The organism is Rhodococcus sp. DK176, assembly GCF_038447315.2.
In the GTDB taxonomy this organism is placed as follows: Bacteria; Actinomycetota; Actinomycetes; order Mycobacteriales; family Mycobacteriaceae; genus Rhodococcus_F; species Rhodococcus_F jostii_A.
Genome location: NZ_CP118321.2, coordinates 3,646,694 through 3,663,372, shown reverse-complemented (window position 1 = coordinate 3,663,372; position 16,679 = coordinate 3,646,694). Strand labels below are relative to the sequence as shown.

The 16,679-nt window shown below is 66.8% G+C and carries 13 protein-coding genes and 1 pseudogene; 8 read left to right on the top strand and 6 right to left on the bottom strand.

The window, feature by feature from the left end:
* Positions 1-21: 21 nt before the first annotated feature.
* Together PSR88_RS17265 and PSR88_RS17260 are read right to left on the bottom strand one after the other, a co-directional pair.
* Positions 22-1,203 (bottom strand): acetyl-CoA C-acetyltransferase, encoded by a 1,182-nt coding sequence (locus PSR88_RS17265; protein ID WP_016881870.1) that lies wholly within the window; start codon positions 1,201-1,203, stop codon positions 22-24.
* Between the two features lie 32 nt (positions 1,204-1,235).
* Positions 1,236-2,378, bottom strand: a complete 1,143-nt coding sequence (locus PSR88_RS17260) for an acyl-CoA dehydrogenase family protein (protein WP_016881871.1) — start codon at positions 2,376-2,378, stop codon at positions 1,236-1,238.
* A 101-nt stretch (positions 2,379-2,479) separates the two neighbouring features.
* Here PSR88_RS17260 and PSR88_RS17255 point away from each other — a divergent pair, with 101 nt between their 5' ends.
* Entirely contained in the window at positions 2,480-3,064 is a 585-nt protein-coding gene (locus PSR88_RS17255) for a TetR/AcrR family transcriptional regulator (RefSeq protein ID WP_016881872.1), read from the top strand.
* A 6-nt stretch (positions 3,065-3,070) separates the two neighbouring features.
* Here PSR88_RS17255 and PSR88_RS17250 read toward each other — a convergent pair whose 3' ends face one another.
* Positions 3,071-4,939 carry a helix-turn-helix domain-containing protein gene (locus PSR88_RS17250; RefSeq protein ID WP_016881873.1) on the bottom strand — a complete coding sequence of 623 codons (1,869 nt, stop codon included), beginning with the start codon at positions 4,937-4,939 and terminating at the stop codon, positions 3,071-3,073.
* A gap of 105 nt (positions 4,940-5,044) precedes the next feature.
* Between PSR88_RS17250 and PSR88_RS17245 the strand changes: the two genes are divergently transcribed.
* Together PSR88_RS17245 and PSR88_RS17240 are read left to right on the top strand one after the other, a co-directional pair.
* Entirely contained in the window at positions 5,045-6,412 is a 1,368-nt protein-coding gene (locus PSR88_RS17245) for an FAD-binding oxidoreductase (protein WP_016881874.1), read from the top strand.
* A gap of 222 nt (positions 6,413-6,634) precedes the next feature.
* Complete coding sequence (locus PSR88_RS17240; protein ID WP_016881875.1) at positions 6,635-7,984, top strand: MFS transporter; 1,350 nt, start codon at positions 6,635-6,637, stop codon at positions 7,982-7,984.
* Between the two features lie 43 nt (positions 7,985-8,027).
* On the opposite strand, the gene PSR88_RS17235 is transcribed toward PSR88_RS17240, so the two are convergent.
* Complete coding sequence (locus PSR88_RS17235; protein WP_016881876.1) at positions 8,028-8,501, bottom strand: Lrp/AsnC family transcriptional regulator; 474 nt, start codon at positions 8,499-8,501, stop codon at positions 8,028-8,030.
* A 169-nt stretch (positions 8,502-8,670) separates the two neighbouring features.
* On the opposite strand from PSR88_RS17235, the pseudogene pdhA reads away from it, so the two are divergent.
* The 5 genes and pseudogenes from pdhA to PSR88_RS17210 all read left to right on the top strand — a co-directional run bounded on the left by pdhA (position 8,671) and on the right by PSR88_RS17210 (position 14,132).
* A pseudogene (gene pdhA, locus PSR88_RS17230) lies at positions 8,671-9,755 on the top strand (pyruvate dehydrogenase (acetyl-transferring) E1 component subunit alpha).
* The gene (locus tag PSR88_RS17225) at positions 9,752-10,753 is read left to right on the top strand and encodes an alpha-ketoacid dehydrogenase subunit beta (protein WP_016881877.1); all 1,002 of its coding nucleotides are present in this window, start codon (positions 9,752-9,754) and stop codon (positions 10,751-10,753) included. Before pdhA ends, PSR88_RS17225 begins: the two are co-directional and overlap by 4 nt.
* A 16-nt stretch (positions 10,754-10,769) precedes the next feature.
* On the top strand, positions 10,770-12,044 hold the full coding sequence (locus PSR88_RS17220; RefSeq protein WP_016881878.1) for a dihydrolipoamide acetyltransferase family protein: 1,275 nt from the start codon (positions 10,770-10,772) through the stop codon (positions 12,042-12,044).
* Positions 12,045-12,108: 64 nt separating this feature from the next.
* A complete protein-coding gene (gene lpdA, locus PSR88_RS17215) occupies positions 12,109-13,485 on the top strand; it encodes a dihydrolipoyl dehydrogenase (protein WP_016881879.1) in 1,377 nt (458 codons plus the stop codon).
* 56 nt (positions 13,486-13,541) lie between these two features.
* Complete coding sequence (locus PSR88_RS17210; RefSeq protein ID WP_016881880.1) at positions 13,542-14,132, top strand: sugar phosphate isomerase/epimerase family protein; 591 nt, start codon at positions 13,542-13,544, stop codon at positions 14,130-14,132.
* 36 nt (positions 14,133-14,168) lie between these two features.
* Here the strand turns inward: PSR88_RS17210 and PSR88_RS17205 are convergent, their stop codons facing one another.
* Together PSR88_RS17205 and PSR88_RS17200 are read right to left on the bottom strand one after the other, a co-directional pair.
* Positions 14,169-14,798, bottom strand: a complete 630-nt coding sequence (locus PSR88_RS17205; protein WP_016881881.1) for a cysteine hydrolase family protein — start codon at positions 14,796-14,798, stop codon at positions 14,169-14,171.
* Between the two features lie 57 nt (positions 14,799-14,855).
* Positions 14,856-16,382, bottom strand: coding sequence for a hypothetical protein (locus PSR88_RS17200; protein ID WP_016881882.1), 1,527 nt, complete (start codon positions 16,380-16,382; stop codon positions 14,856-14,858).
* Between the last annotated feature and the right edge of the window lie 297 nt (positions 16,383-16,679).

Below are 16,679 nucleotides of genomic sequence, written 5' to 3'. Positions count from 1 at the left end.
GCAGTATGGGGAAGGGGGTTGTCAGGGGACGCGCAGGATCAGGGCGTCGCCCTGTCCGCCGCCGCCGCAGAGGGCGACGGCGCCGATGCCGCCGCCGCGGCGCTGCAACTCGAGCGCGAGGTGCAGGGTGATGCGGGCGCCGGACATGCCGATCGGATGACCGAGGGCGATGGCACCGCCGTTGACGTTGACCCGGTCGGGGTCGACGCCGAGTTCGCGGGTGGAGGCGATCCCGACCGCGGCGAACGCCTCGTTGATCTCGATCAGATCCAACTCGGCAGGCGCGATACCGGCTGCATCACACGCTTTCGCGATGGCACCGGACGGCTGGAACTGCAGACCCGAATCCGGGCCGGCGACCATGCCGTGCTCGCCGATCTCCGCCAGCCAGGTCAGCCCTTCGGCCTCGGCGCGTTCCTTGCTCATCACCACCACCGCGCAGGCGCCGTCGTTGATCGTCGACGCGTTCCCCGCGGTGACCGTGCCACCGTCCCGGAACGCGCCACGCAACCGCGCCAGGGTTTCGGCGGTGGTGTCGGGGCGGATGCCCTCGTCGCGGCGCAGCCAGGTGCTCTCACCGCGGCGGGCGGGGATCTCGACGGGCACGACCTCGTCGTCGAAGATTCCGTTGTCCCAGGCCTTGGCCGCCAACTGGTGCGAGCGGGCCGCGAACGCGTCCTGGTCCTCGCGGGCGATGACGTCCCTGTCGTTGCCGGCCTCGGTGAGCAGCCCCATCGGCTGATCGGTGAACGCGTCGTGCAACCCGTCGAGGGCCATGTGGTCGACGAGGGTGACGTCGCCGTACTTGAAACCGCCGCGTGAACCGGGCAGCAGGTGCGGTGCCTGGCTCATCGACTCCATGCCGCCGGCGACGATCACGTCGAATGCGCCGGACCGGATGAACTGGTCGGCGAGGATGATCGACTCGACCCCCGACAGGCACACCTTGTTGATGTTCAGTGACGGGGTGCTCATCGGAATGCCGGCCTTCGCGGCGGCCTGCCGGGCGGGCATCTGCCCGGCGCCGGCGGTGAGGACCTGCCCCATGATGACGTACTGCACCCGGTCCGGGGCCACACCGGCCTTGCCGAGCGCCGCCTCGATGGCAATTCCGCCGAGGTCGGCGCCGGAGAACCTGGCGAGGGAACCCTGCAGGCGGCCGATCGGGGTGCGGGCGCCTGCGACGATCACAGAGGTGGGCATGAGTGGAGGAGCCTTTCTCGAAGGTGGGTACGTCAGTTCGCGGCGAGGGTGCGGCTGATGACCAGGCGCTGAATCTGGTTGGTGCCCTCGAAGATCTGCGTGATCTTCGCTTCCCGCATGTACCGCTCTACGCGGAAGTCGCGGGTGTAGCCGTAGCCGCCGAGCACCTGGACGGCGTCGGTGGTGACCTTCATGGCGGCGTCGGTCGCGACGAGCTTGGCGACGGACGCGTTGCGGGAGTACGGCAGGCCGGCGTCGCGGCGGCGGGCCGCGTCGATGTAGGTGGCGCGCGCGGAGTCGACGGCGGCGGCCATGTCGGCCAGCAGGAAACCGAGTCCCTGGTGGTCGATGATCTTCTTGCCGAACGCAGTCCGTTCCTGGGCGTAGGCGACGGCCTCGTCGAGGGCTGCCTGCGCGAGACCGACAGCGACCGCGGCGATGCCCAGCCGGCCGGAATCGAGTGCGCTGAACGCGATCTGCAGCCCCTGGCCCTCCGCGCCGATGCGTCGTTCCGCGGGCACGAAGGCGTCGTCGTAGTGCGCGGACGTCGTGGGCACGGCGTGCAGGCCCATCTTCTCCTCGGGCTTGCCGAACGTCAGACCTTCGGTGTCCTTGGGGACCAGGAAGCAGGAGATTCCCTTCGATCCCTCACCGGTGCGGGCGAAGAGGTTGTAGAAATCGGCGATGCCGCCGTGGGTGATCCACGCCTTCGCGCCGTTGACGACGTACCCGCCGTCGGTTGCGGAGGCCTTGCAGGTCAGTGCGGCGGCGTCGGATCCGGCCTGCGGCTCGGACAGGCTGTAGGCGCCGATGGTGTTGCCGCCGAGCATCTCCGGGAGCCATTGCTGCTTCTGCTCGTCCGTGCCGAACGCCATCAGCGGGTGGCAGGCGAGGCTGTGGACGCTGACCGCGACCGCGACCGATGCCCAGCGGGCGGCGATCTCCTCGAGCACCTGCAGGTACACCTCGTACGGCTGCGCGCCGCCGCCCCACTCCTCCGGGTACGGCAGGCTCAGCAGTCCGGCTTCGCCGAGGGTGGCGAACACGCCTTCGGGGTAGGTCTCCGCCTTCTCGTGCTCGTCGACGATCGGCGTCAGGACCTTGTCGGCGACGTCACGCGTGAGCTGGATCAGGTCACGGGCTTCGTCAGTAGGCAGCAAGCGATCGACGGCCACGGTTTCTCCTCGAGAAGGCTACGGAAAACAGTACTGGATTACGCCCCAGGGTACTGATTGCGAAATAGTACTGCAAGGCATCGCCCAGTACTATTTCTGTCATGGAGCAGCCCACCCGAACCGGTTTCGCCACCCGACGGCGCACCCAGCTCTTCGACGCCCTCGTCGACCTGATCCTGGTCGAGGGGTTCGCCCACCTCACGCTCGACGAGATCGCGAACCGGCTGCGCTGTTCGAAGTCGACGCTGTACACCCTCGCCGGCAGCAAAGAACAGCTGGTCCGGGCCGCCACCGTGCACTTCTTCCGCCGCGCGACCGACGACGTCGAGTCGCACATCGAGCCGATCACCGGGGCCCGCGAGCGGATCACCGCCTACCTGTCGGCCGTCGGCACCGCCCTCTCGGCCGCATCCGACCAGTTCATGGCCGACCTCGACGCCTTCCCGCCGGCACGCGAGGTGTACGAACGGAACACCCAGTTCGCGGCCGGTCGAGTCCAGGAGCTGATCACCGAAGGCGTCGCCGGCGGGGACTTCCGCGACGTGCATGCCGCCTTCGCCGCCGACCTCGCCGCCACCATGATGGTCCGCATCCAGCAGCGCGGGGTCCGCGACAGCACCGGACTCGACGACGCACACGCCTACGCCGAACTCGCCGCCATCCTCACGGGCGGCATCAGCGCCTGAACCGTGTCACCGAGTTCGTGCGCCGAGTAGTTCCGCCGTTCTCCGCAACCGCATCAGCACCTGCAGATCGAGAGCTTTGTCGGGGTCGCGCCAGTCCGGGCCGAGGAGGCGGTCGATCGCGTCGAGACGCTGGTAGAGGGTGTTGACGTGCACGCCGAGACTCGACGCGGTCGCCGAATGGTGACGGCCGTGAGCCAGATACTCCGACAGTGTTTCCAGCAGTGGCACTCCGCGTTTGGCCTGCTCCGCCATCAGCGGGCCCAGTTGAGCTTCGGTCAGTTCGTCGAGGTGCTCGCGCGCCATGTGGCTCAGCAGGATCCGGTAGATGCCCAGACCGCGCGCGGACGAGACCTCACCCGCGCGTCCCAATGTGTCGAGCACATCGACGGTCTGCTGGGCTTCGACGTAGGCACGCGCGAGTGCCTTCGCACCACGCGCGGGCTCCGCGATACCGATCGTCGCGTCGAGCCGTCCGGCGGTGAACACCGCCTGGACGGAGGCAGAATCCTTGGCGGGCACGACCGCCAGCGCGCGGGAGCCATGTTCCGCTGCAACGGTTCCCGAGGGGAAGGGTAATGTCCCGAGAGCGGTGCGGACCGTGTCCTGGCCCGTGGCGATCGCCACGGCGACGCAGTACGTCGTGTCGGGGTTGAGTCCGGCCAACCGCAATTGGCGGCGCTCGTCCTGTGCGGTGGCGGCGGGATGGGTCAGCAGATCGACGAGAAACGCATCCCGTGCGCGGCGCGTCGCCTCCCCCGCGGCACGTTCCTCGGCGAGAGACAGCGCGATCGCGGGTGCCGCGCGTTCGAGCAGGAGACGAGTGGTCGGCTGCCTGGCTCCCACGGACAGGAGCGCGCCGAGCATCTCGCCGGCAGCCGCGACACGCTGCGCGATCACCTCGCCGCGTTCGGCGTGGTCCTTCCCGCCCGCGCGCAGCTCACGGACCGCCGCCGACACATCATCGGCATGCGGCATCAGGTCCACGGGCAACTCGGTTTCATCCTGTACGAAATAGGCCGGTTGCCGGGAGAGCTGGGCGACCTCCTGCACCAGACGCTGCACCCCGGCGCCGAGCAGCACCACCTGAGTCAGCGTCCGATCCCATTGCAGTATCTGTTCGAGCTCGGTTGTGCGCTGCGATAATTCGGCGTTCACCGATTCGAGCCGTGCGACGGTGTCTCGTTCGCGTTCCAACGAGCGAACGTTCTCGATCGCGATCGCCGCATGGGCTGCCAGCGCCGACAGCAGCGCGATCTCGGATTCGGTGAAGGCCCGTTCCTGACGCTTGCACGCGAACAGTGCGCCGATGACGCGATCGGCGACGCGCAGGGGCACCCCGAGCAGGCCGCGCATGTTCTCCGACCGCGCTGCGCTGTCGGCTCCGGTGATGTGCCGGAACGCCGGTTCGCTCTGGTAGTCGGGCGTCCACTCCGGCGCGGACCTGCGGACGATCAGGCCCACGAGTCCTTCGTCCAGGGACAACCGGATTCCGACGAGGTTCGGGGTCAGGGCCCCGCTGGTGACCTCGATGACGAATTCCTCGTCGTACACCGATCCCATGTAGGCGAGATCCACTCCGAGCAGTTGCCTCGCCTGATCGACCACTTCCTGCAGCAACACCCGGTCGTAGCGAACCGTCGTCAATCGGGCGGCGATGTCGTTGAGCGCCGCCAACTCCCTACTGCGCTGTTGGCGCTGATCGAGCTGCGCCCGGAGCCGAAGTGCGGCGTTGGCTTCGCGTTCGACCGTGGCCCTGCCGGACGCGTCGGATTCCTCGATCAACGTGCGCCGGAGGGCATCGAGTTCGTCGATGGGTGCGTCGTCGAGCAGCAGTTCCATCCAGCCGCGATCGGCAGTACTCACTGGTGTCTCCATCCATGGATTCCTGGATTTGATAGATGGAATCTACATTGGCCGAGATCCAGATCACAGCTAGATTCGAGACATCACCTTCTCGCCCGCAAAGGACCGGTTTTCGCCATGTTGATCGATGCACTGTTGGCATCCCTTCCCGCGGATCGCGTCGTGCGCGACCCCGACGTCGTCGCGAAGTACCAGCACGACGAAGCCGAGTGGGCGCCGTACGCCGCTCCGCTCGCTGTCGTCAGGCCCCGAACGGCCCTCGAAGTCCAGGCTGTCGTGGGCGCGTGCCTCGACCACGACACCGCCGTCGTCACGCGGGGTGCCGGGACCGGTCTGTCCGGTGGCGCGAACGCGACCGACGGGTGTGTCGTCCTCGCGCTCGAGGGCATGAACGCGATCAAGGAGATCGATCCGCTCGAGCGGTATGCCGTCGTCGAGCCCGGCGTGGTGAACGATCATCTCCGCGCCGCGTGCGCCGAACACGGGCTCTGGTATCCGCCGGATCCGGCCAGCTCACCGTGGTCGACGATCGGAGGGAACGTCGCCACCAACGCGGGCGGACTGTGCTGCGTCAAGTACGGCGTCACCCGTGACTACGTGCTCGGCATGCAGATCGTCACCGGCACCGGCGACCTCGTGTGCCTCGGACGCAAGACCGCCAAGGGCGTGGCCGGTTACGATCTGGCGGGTCTGATGGTCGGGTCCGAGGGGACGCTCGGCGTCATCACCGAAATCACCGTCAAGTTGCGCCCACTCCAGGACCCGCAGCGCACGGTGGCCGGCTATTTCGACTCCATCGTCGACGCGGGCCGGGCCGTCAGCGCGGTGGCCGCGGTGGGACTGACCCCGTCGGCGCTCGAACTGGTGGACAAACAGTGCCTCATCGCCGTCGACGCCTGGAAGAAGATGGGCCTGTCGGTGGAGGCGAACGTCGTTCTGCTCGGCCGCATCGACACCGCGGGAGTCGTCGGCGACCAGGAAGCGGAGAAGATGCTGTCGTGCTTCGAGGAAGCCGGAGCCACCTGGTCTGCCGTCTCCACCGACCAGGAGGAAGCCGACGCGTTGTTCGCTGCGCGTCGTCTGGCCTACCCCGCGATGGAGCGACTCGGACCGGTCCTCACCGAAGACGTGTGCGTACCGAAACGGGCTGTCCCCGAGATGCTTGCGCGCATCGAACAGATCGGCATCGCCCACGAGACCACCATCGCCAACATCGCACACGCCGGCGACGGAAACCTGCACCCGCTCCTGATCACACCCCGCGACGACGAGGCGGCCCGCGTCCGCGCGCAGGCCGCGTTCACGGACATCATCGACGCGGCACTGGAACTCGGCGGCACGGTCACCGGCGAGCACGGTGTCGGTCTGCTGAAGATGGACGGCCTCGCCCAGGAACTCGATCCGGTCGTCCTGGGCATGCATCGATCGGTGAAGAACGCCCTCGACCCACACGGAATCCTGAATCCAGGAAAGATCTTCTCGTAACCTGCTTTTCGCGCGAACCCCCGACGCGCACGGCTTGCTGTCGAGCCGTGACGCGCGGCGGTCCGGAATGCTCACGGTAGCTGCGGCCGAGGCCGATTCTCTCCATTCATCCAGTCGCCGCATGGGTGATTTCTCCATAGTTTCGAAGCGATCCGGCTCATACAGTGGTCCACATCACGTCGCCCCCGTCGGGCGCCCAATCTTCAGGAAGCCGAGTCATTCATGTCGTCTGTACTGCAGCAACCCGAGATCGAGGCGAGGGTGGTCCGGAAGGTCGCCCGGCGGCTCATTCCGTTCCTCGGCCTGGCCTACTTCGTCAACTATCTCGACCGGACCAATATCGGGCTGGCGAAGCTGACGATGAGCGAGGAACTCGGACTCACCGAGACCATGTTCGGTCTGGCCTCCGGGCTCTTCTTCATCGGATACCTCCTGTTCGAAGTGCCGAGCAATCTCGCATTGCACAGGTTCGGGGCGCGCCGGTGGATCGCCCGGATCATGCTCACGTGGGGAATCATCGCGGCGGCGATGGCCTTCGTGCCCAATGCCGGCTCGCTGTACGCGCTGCGCATGCTGTTGGGTATCGCCGAGGCGGGATTCTTCCCGGGTGTTCTGCTCTACCTGACGCTGTGGTTTCCCCGGGCCTATCGGGTCCGGCTGATGGGCCTGTTCCTTCTCGCGCTCCCGGTGTCGTCGGCGCTCGGCGCCCCGCTGTCGAGCGCCATCATTCAATACTGGGACGGGCTGTTCGGACTGTCCGGGTGGCGGGTCATGTTCCTGCTCGAGGGGATCCCCGCCGTCGCGCTCGCGGTGGTCACCTGGTTCTACCTGACGGACCGGCCCTCGCAGGCCAAGTGGCTGGACGAGGACGAAAAGGCGTGGCTCACACACGAACTCGAATCCGAGGCATCCGAATCCGGCTCTCACATGTCGGTGCGCCGGGCGCTGACGGACTCCCGCGTGTGGATGCTGGGGCTCGTCTACTTCGGAATTACCTACGGGTTGTACTCGCTCAGCTTCTTCCTGCCCAGCATCGTCGCCGGTTTCAAGAAGACATTCGACACCGACTTCTCGCTGGTCACCACCGGGTTGATCGTCGCGGTCCCGTTCGCGGCCGGTGCTGTCGCAATGGTGTTGTGGAGCAGGCACTCCGACCGGACCGGGGAGCGGATCTGGCACGTCGCCATCCCCACCCTGATCGGAGCCGTCTCCATTCCGATCGCCCTGTACATGCAGTCGCCGCTCACGACGATGATCGCGGTGACCGTCAACGCGGTCGGTGTGTTCTGTGCCCTGCCGGTGTTCTGGTACCTGCCCAGCACGTTCCTCACCGGCGCGGGCGCCGCTGCAGGCATCGCCGTCGTCAACTCGGTGGGCAACACGAGCGGTTTCGGGGCTCCGTACGTCACGGGATGGCTGTTCGACGCCACCGGCAACTCACGCGCAGGCCTGTGGGTCGTCGGGGCGGTCATGCTCGTCGCCGTGGTGCTGGTTCTCGTGCTCAGATCGCGGGTAAGTCCCACTCGCAGTGCCGAAGACGTCGGCGGGGAGGTCGTCGCGGCACACCACTGATCGGAGAACAGGCGCTGCCGGGCGGTCGACGGCAGCGCCTTCGTCATTGCTCCTCGGCGATCCGCTCGAGCAGCGGCCGGGTGCGGTAGGGGATGGCATCGCGCATCGCGACGGACACGGTGGTGCGCTCGATCCCGGGCACGGCGAGGATGAGGCCGGCGACCCGATACAGATCGTCGGCATCGACGGCGACCACGCCGATGTGCAGGTCCGCCGCCCCGGAGATGCCGACGACCTCCACGACCTCGGCGATGTCCCGCAGGTGTTCGATGACGTCCTCGAGGCGATGCTGATCGACCACCGCGGTGACGAACGCCTGCAGGGGGTATCCCAGATCGCGGGGTGACACGCAGCGGTCGACCGGTGCGAGCACTCGTTGCTCCTCCCAGCGAGACATCCGTGCTTGCACGGTATTCCGTGCCATCCCCAGCAGCGAGGCCAGCTGCACCCCGGTGGCGCGTGGGGCGTCGCACAGGGCGAGCAGTAGCCGGGCGTCGGTCCGATCGAGTTTCGTCATGTAGCGCAGTATGCCAGAGATCGAAGCCCGAGCCTTGAGCATTCTGCTTATTTGGAGTGACAACACTTGCGCATGATGAATCCTGATGATTGTGTGAATGCAACATTCTGACCGACACGGTCACTCGCGGGTGGCGAGCTCTCCCGGTACATCACTTTCGGAGGTTTTCGTGTTCGACAATGACGATGTGGTGCAGCTGGTCACCGAAACCGGTGCGCGAGTGGAGCATCCGGACTACACCCGGTACGTAGACGATGTCGACATCACCGCGGTGCGTGCGCTGTACGAAGACCTGGTCGTGGTGCGGCGCATCGATGCGGAGGCGACCGCGCTGCAGCGTCAGGGCGAACTGGGGCTGTGGGCTCCGCTGCTGGGGCAGGAAGCCGCGCAGGTCGGGTCGGCGCGCGCCCTCCGTCCGGACGACTTCGTGTTCGCCAGCTACCGCGAACACGGTGTCGCGTACTGCCGCGACGTCGACCCCCCCACATGCTCAGATTCTGGCGGGGTTCGACGCACTCGGGCTGGAACCCGTTCGAATACAACATGACGACCCCCGCGATCATCGTCGGCGCGCAGGCGCTGCACGCCACCGGGTACGCGATGGGAATGCAGTTCGACGGCTCCGACGGCGCCGCGATCACCTACTTCGGCGACGGCGCCACCAGTCAGGGCGATATCTCCGAGGCCTTCGGGTTCGCCGCGAGCTTCAACGCGCCCGTGGTGTTCTTCTGCCAGAACAATCAGTGGGCGATCTCCGAACCGGTCAGTCTGCAATCGCGGGTGAGTATCGCCGCGCGGGGCCGGGGCTTCGGGGTTCCCAGCGTGCGCGTCGACGGCAACGACGTCCTCGCCGTGATCGCCGTGACCCGGGCCGCGCTCGAACGGGCACGGGAAGGCAGCGGACCCACCCTGATCGAGGCGGTCACCTACCGGATGGGCCCGCACACTACGTCCGACGACCCGTCCCGGTACCGGCCGGCCGCGCTCGACGAGGAATGGAAACGCAAGGATCCCCTCGACCGCATCCGCGCCCTGCTCGAGTCGGCGGGCGCGATCGACGACGACTACCTCGCCGCCGTGCAGCAGCGCGCCGACGACACGGCAGCGGCGTTGCGCCGCGGGTGCCTCGAGACCGTCGAACCCGAGCCGATGTCCCTGTTCGACAACGTGTACGCCGAGCCTCATCCCCTCGTCGACGAAGAGCGGCGCCAGTTCGCCGCCTACCTCGACAGTTTCGAAGGAACCGACGCATGAGCACAGCCATCTCCGCGGCCGCCCCGACCACGCTCCCGCTCGGCAAGGCCCTGAACGCCGGCCTGCGCCGCGCCCTCGAGAACGACCCGAAGGTCGTGCTCATGGGAGAGGACATCGGCAAACTCGGCGGCGTCTTCCGCATCACCGACGGACTGCAGAAGGACTTCGGTCCCAACCGTGTCATCGACACTCCGCTCGCCGAATCCGGGATCATCGGCACCGCAGTCGGTCTCGCGATGCGCGGATACCGCCCGGTGTGCGAGATCCAGTTCGACGGGTTCATCTACCCCGGCTTCGACCAGATCGTCTCGCAGGTCGCCAAACTGCACTACCGCACGAGCGGCAACGTGAAGATGCCGATCACCATCCGCGTCCCGTACGGCGGCGGCATCGGTGCGATCGAGCATCACTCCGAGTCGCCGGAGGGATATTTCGCCGCGACCGCGGGTCTTCGCGTCGTCACCTGCAGCACCGCCGCCGACGCGCAGACGATGATTCAGCAGGCGATCGCGTCGGACGATCCGGTGCTGTTCTTCGAACCCAAGCGCCGCTACTGGGAGAAGGGGCAGATCGACCCGGCCGCCGAGACGGGTCCCCTGCACAAGGCCCGGGTGGTCGCTCCGGGCACCGACGCCACCGTCGTCGCCTACGGGCCGCTCGTGACGACGGCACTCCAAGCCGCGAAAGTCGCTGCGGACGAAGGTAGGTCGATCGAAGTGATCGATCTGCGGTCCATCTCCCCGCTCGACGTCGACACCGTCGCCGAGTCCGTGCAGCGCACCGGACGCCTGGTCGTTACCCACGAGGCACCCGTGTTCCTCGGGATCGGTGCCGAAATCGCGGCCCGCATCAGCGAGCGCTGCTTCTATCACCTCGAAGCGCCGGTGGCCCGCGTCGGCGGCTTCACCGTCCCGTATCCGCCGGCGAAACTCGAGGAGCACTTCCTGCCGGACGTCGACCGCATCCTCGACGCCGTCGACCGCACCTTCACCGCGTAGGAACCAGGAGTTTTCCATGCCCACTGTCAAGACATTCCTGCTGCCCGACCTCGGCGAGGGCCTCACCGACGCCGAACTGCTGACCTGGCTGGTGAGGGTCGGCGACACCGTGACGCTCAACCAGATCATCGCCGAGGTCGAGACGGCGAAGGCCTCCGTGGAGTTGCCCTCGCCCTACGCCGGAACGGTGGTCGCGTTGCACGCCGAGGAGGGGACAACCGTCGACGTCGGCAGCCCGTTCATCGACGTCGCGGTCGCCGGCGAGGACCCGGCGGACGCGCCCGAGCCGACCACTCCCGCGGCCCCGGCCGAGCGGACCCCGGTCCTGGTCGGCTACGGCGTGGCCGAGGATTCGTCCAGCAGGCGCCGGCAGCGGCGTCCGGCGGGAACCCGGGTCGATGTCACCCCGGCGCCGCGCACGTCGCGGCCGTTGGCCTCTCCCCCGGTGCGGTTCGCCGCGAAGCAACACGGAGTCGACCTCACCGAAGTGGACGCAACCGGGGTGCACGGTGAAGTCACCAGGGACGACCTCGAGCGCCACCGCACCGCCGCCTCGGTGACGACGTCGGCGGCGACGGTCCCACCGGACGCCGACGAGGAACGCATCCCGATCAAGGGCGTCCGCAAGCACACCGCCGCAGCAATGGTCCGCAGCGCATTCACCGCCCCGCACGTCACCGAGTTCGTCACGGTGGACGTCACCCCGACGATCGACCTCTTGGCTGAGCTGCGCGAAACGAAGCACTTCACCGACGTGCGCCTGACACCACTGACGTTGGTGGCCAAGGCATTGCTCGTGGCGCTGCGCACCAACCCGACCCTGAATTCGTCCTGGGACGAGGACGCTCAGGAGATCGTCGTCAAACGCTCCGTGAATCTCGGCATCGCGGCCGCCACCCCGCGGGGGCTGATGGTGCCGAACATCAAGAGCGCCCACACCCTCGGTCTGCGCGACCTCGCGATCGCCCTGTCGGATCTGACGACCACGGCGAAGGAGGGCAAGACCGGGCCCGCCGATCTGGCCGACGGCACGATCACGATCACCAATGTCGGCGTCTTCGGAATCGACGCGGGCACGCCCATCCTCAACCCCGGCGAGGCGGCGATCCTGTGCTTCGGGGCGATCCGCAGGCAGCCGTGGGAATACCGGGGCGAGATCGCGTTGCGGTCGGTCACCACACTGAGCCTGTCGTTCGACCATCGACTGGTCGACGGCGAGCAGGGATCGAGATTCCTCGCGGCCATCGGTCAGATTCTGTCGGACCCGTTGACGTTGATCGCACTGAGCTGAAACCCAGACCACTTCGACCTTCTGCTGCACGTCCCATGGCGTGCCCGACCGAGGGAGTTTTCCCATGTCCGACCAACCGGACGTCCTGATTCTCGGCGGTGGATCCGGCGGGTACGCCTGCGCCTTCCGCGCCGCGCAACTGGGCAAGACCGTCACTTTGATCGAAGAGGACAAGGTCGGCGGCACCTGCCTGCACCGAGGGTGTATCCCCACGAAGGCGCTCGTGCACGCCGCCGAGGTCGCCGACACCGTCACGCACGCGTCGGCCCTCGGGATCGGTGCGACGCTGGACGGAATCGACCTCGGCGGTGTCCATGCGTACAAGAACGCGACGGTCGAACGCCTGTACAAGGGCCTGCAGGGGCTGGTTCGCAGCCACAAGATCGAGGTGGTGCACGGCACCGGTCGCTACGGCGGGGGCCGCACCGTCCACGTCGGCGATCGCACGATCACCGGCGCGTCCCTGGTCCTCGCGACCGGCTCCCAGGTCCGGGGCCTGCCCGGACTCGAGATCGGCGGCCGAATCCTCACGAGCGACGAAGCATTGACGTTTCCGGAGCTGCCGAAGCGCGTCGTCGTACTCGGTGGCGGTGTCATCGGGGTCGAATTCGCCAGTATCTGGGCATCGTTGGGTGCGGACGTCACGATCGTCGAAGCGCTGCCCCGGCTCGTCGCCGCAGAGGACAAGTGGTCGTCGAAGCAACTCACCCGGGCCCTCCGCAAACGCGGCATCACGATCATGACCGCCACCCGATTCGCGAAAGCGGTCCAGGACGAGAGCACGGTCAGCGTCACGGTGGAGTCGGGCGACACGATCGAGGCGGACCTGTTGCTCGTCGCGGTCGGCCGCGGACCCCGGACCCCCGACATCGGGCTCACCGAGAACGGCGTCGTACTCGACTCCCGCGGTTTCGTCACGGTCGACGACTCCCTGCGCACTTCGCAGCCGGACGTGTACGCGGTCGGTGACATCGTCGCCGGACCGCAACTCGCGCATCGCGGATTCCAGCAGGGCATCTTCGTCGCGGAAACGATCGCCGGCCTGACTCCGACACCGATCGAGGACAGTGGCATCCCCCGGGTGACGTACTCCAAACCGGAGGTCGCGTCGGTCGGGCTCACCGAAGACCAGGCCCGCGAGCGGCACGGTGACGTCGCCACCGTCGTCTACGACCTCGCCGGCAACGGCAAGAGTCAGATCCTCGGAACCAGCGGCGGCGTCAAACTGGTGCGCGCCGGAGCCACGGAGGGACCGGTCGTCGGGATCCACATGGTGGGGGAACGCGTGGGCGAACTGATCGGTGAGGCCCAACTGATCGTCAACTGGGGCGCTTACCCCGACGACGTCGCCACCCTCGTTCATGCGCACCCCACTCAGGCCGAAGCGCTCGGCGAGGCACACCTCGCTCTCGCGGGAACACCATTGCACAGTCACAGCTGAGAATGTCTTGACAAATAGGAGTACTAGAACGTACTAGTTGTACGGAGTGGATCACCATGGCGTGGCCGCTGGAGAACCTCGATGTCCTCGCCTATCAGTGGAACGAGGTCGCGATTCCTTACTGGAAGGAGCTCGCGGCCTTCGCCCGGGATCACGACGTCAAGCTCGCTGTCGAAGCGTGCGGAGGTCAACTCGTGCACAACGCTTCGGCGATGCTCCGGCTGATCGACAGCGCGGGTGCCGACGTGGTGGGCGCGAACCTGGACCCGTGCCACCTGATGTGGATGGGCGCCGACATCCCCACCGTCATTCGCGCGATCGGAACGTCGATCTTCCACGTGCATGCGAAGGACATCCGCATCAACTCCTGGACCGCGCAGCGTGATGGACTCCTCGACACCGGGCCGCTGACCGATCCGCTGGGTCGGGCCTGGAACTACGTCACCCTCGGTGTCGGCCACCCGGCCGGTGCCACGTTCTGGGCGGACTTCGTCTACAACCTCCGCGCGGTCGGATACGACGGCACCCTCAACATCGAGCACGAGGACGCACTCGTCAATTCCCTCGAAGGCGTCGGCCGGGCGGCGACACTCCTGAAGCAGGTCGCCCTCGTCGAGGCACCCGACTGGACTCCGGCGAAAATCTGACGGTCGCTCAACGCGCCCGTCGCCGACTGAAGCCGTTCACAATCCTGCAGTCCAGAACGTCGCGAGCTTCTCGGCCGTGATCACGGTGCCGAAGTTCTGTGCGACGACGGACACCGAAGCGTCGTGGGCTGTTCGACTGTAGGTGGCAGCGCAGTCTTCGACGAGCGAAACCCAGTATTCGTGAAACAGCGCGCTCCGCAGACTCGACTCGACACACACCTCGGTGGCGACGCCGGTGAAGAGCAGGGAATCGATGCCGAGGGAACGCAGAGTGAGGTCGAGGTTGGTGCCGACGAATGCGCTGAACCGGTTCTTCGTGATCACCACGTCGCCGTCGTGCGGAGCGACGGCATAGTAGCCTGCTCCGGGTGTTCCTGTGCGGCAGGTAATTCCGGTGCGTGCCGCGTCCGGTCCCTCGCCCACACGGCCGAGCCACTGGGGTGTATCGGTGGCTTCGTCGTGCAGGGTGCGTACGAAGATCACCCGGACCCCGGCCGTGCGCGCGGACGCGACGAGGTGCTCCAGTCGCGGAGCCATCGCCACCGGGGCGGTCACGTCGAAACCCCTCTGTGCCAGCGACCCGTCGGGAGAGCAGAAATCGTTCTGCATGTCGATGACGATCAGTGCGCACCGGGCGGGGTCGTAGCGGAACGGGACCGAGCTCATTTCGTAATGTCCTTCCATGTCAGGGGTTGAACGGAAACCTTGTTCGGCGATGAGCCGCTACCAGATGACGACGGCGGCTCCCGTGGCCAGCAGCAATCCGGCCATCACCGGGACGACGAGGTGGCGGACCAGTTCGGCCACCGGTATCCGGCAGAATCCGGCGACCACCACCAGCGACGACCAGATCACGAGAGTTCCCCCGCCCGTCCACGTGGCGCCGTTCTGGGCGATGGCCGCCAAGGTCGCGGTGTCCATCCCGGACTGCGGCGCCAGCGCGGCAGCCAATCCGCCGGTGAGGGGTAGGCCGGCCCACCCCGAACCGTCGAGACCGACCGCCATCCCGATGAAGAGCATGCTGAGCGCGACGAATACGCCGTTGTCGGGGATGTACGGCTGCACGCGTTCCACGGTGTCGAAGAGGAAGGCCGGACCGGTGGTGTCGTCGTCGAGTCCGAGAATGGCGCCCGAATAATCGGGAATGCCGACGTACACGAAACCTGCGACGGGAAGGATGATTCCCATCGCCTTGAAGGCGTACGACAGACCGTCGATGAAGTGGGTGGCACAGAATTCGAGAGCCTCGGATCGTCGTGACGTGACGGTCACGAGGGCCATCAGGATGATTGCCGTGCCTCCCACCAGGGACGCGCCGCCACCGTCCTCCCAGGGGACGAGGTCGGTGAAACGACCGACCAACATGTAGGCCAGGACGGCGAGGAACGCGGCGGGCACGCCGATCGCCCATGCGCGGGTCAGTGACGGGCGATCCGTGATTCTCGTTCCGTCGTCCTCGAAGCCGGGCAGTTCCTCGTCGAGCACGTCCGTGACGGTGGGTGAGACCGCGACGTCCGGGCTCGGTGAGAAACCGGCAGACGTGCCACCGGGCGTACCACCGACACCACCGGGGGGATGCACGGTTCCGCCGATCGGGTCGGTGCCCGGAACTGCGTCCGTGCGCATCCTGCGGCGGACGGTCAGGAAGTAGGCGAGCACCGCCGCGGTGACACCGACGATCAATGAGATCACCAGGGCACGGTCGGCGATGTCATCGGCGGGAACTCCTGCGCCGCTCGCGGAAATCGACGGCGCAAGACCGATCACGTAGTCGGAGGCGATCGACATCCCCTGCCCGGAGATCGCGAGAATCACCGCGGCTCCGAGCGGTGGCAGACCCACCTTGATCGCGGCAGGAAGTAGGACCGCACCGATCAGGGCCAGTGCCGGGGTCGGCCAGAAGAACAACGAGAGAAGATAGGTGAAGACGAACAACACGATGTATGCGACGCGGCCATTGACCATCCACCGACTGATGGGGCGCACCATCACCTCATCGGAACCGATCGCCCGCATCGCCGCGAGCATCGAAGTCACCGCGGCGATGACGATGAAGATCTCGAACAGCGCGGTGCCGGAAGTGATGGTGGCCCGGAACACCGACATGATGGCATTCGGGACGCTGCCGCTGTACGCAAGTGCCGTGGCAAATGTCGCGAGTATCGCGGGGATCATGACGTTCTTGCGTAGCGCCATGGCCACGATGAGAGAAGCAAGGCCGACTAAGAACACGATCTGCGCAGCGCCCACGTGCGACTCCTTGTATCGAACTACTTGCGGCGAATACCTCGGAAGTGTTGCGGGCGAGGACGGCCGAGTAGCGACCTTTGTCGGGTCACGACGCGGGGCCGCAGCCCGGTTGTCGCATGATCGTGGCCTACCTTTGATGCGTCGTCAACGTCAAAGTGACTATGCGAGCGCCCATTCGATGTGCAAGGTGCGCAGAAAATGACAACCGTGTTTCGGCTTCGGCGGGTCGTGTGAACGACTACAGTATTCTGCGGCTTCCGTTGGCCGGGAACGGCGCCGGAGGCCGGTCTTCAAGAC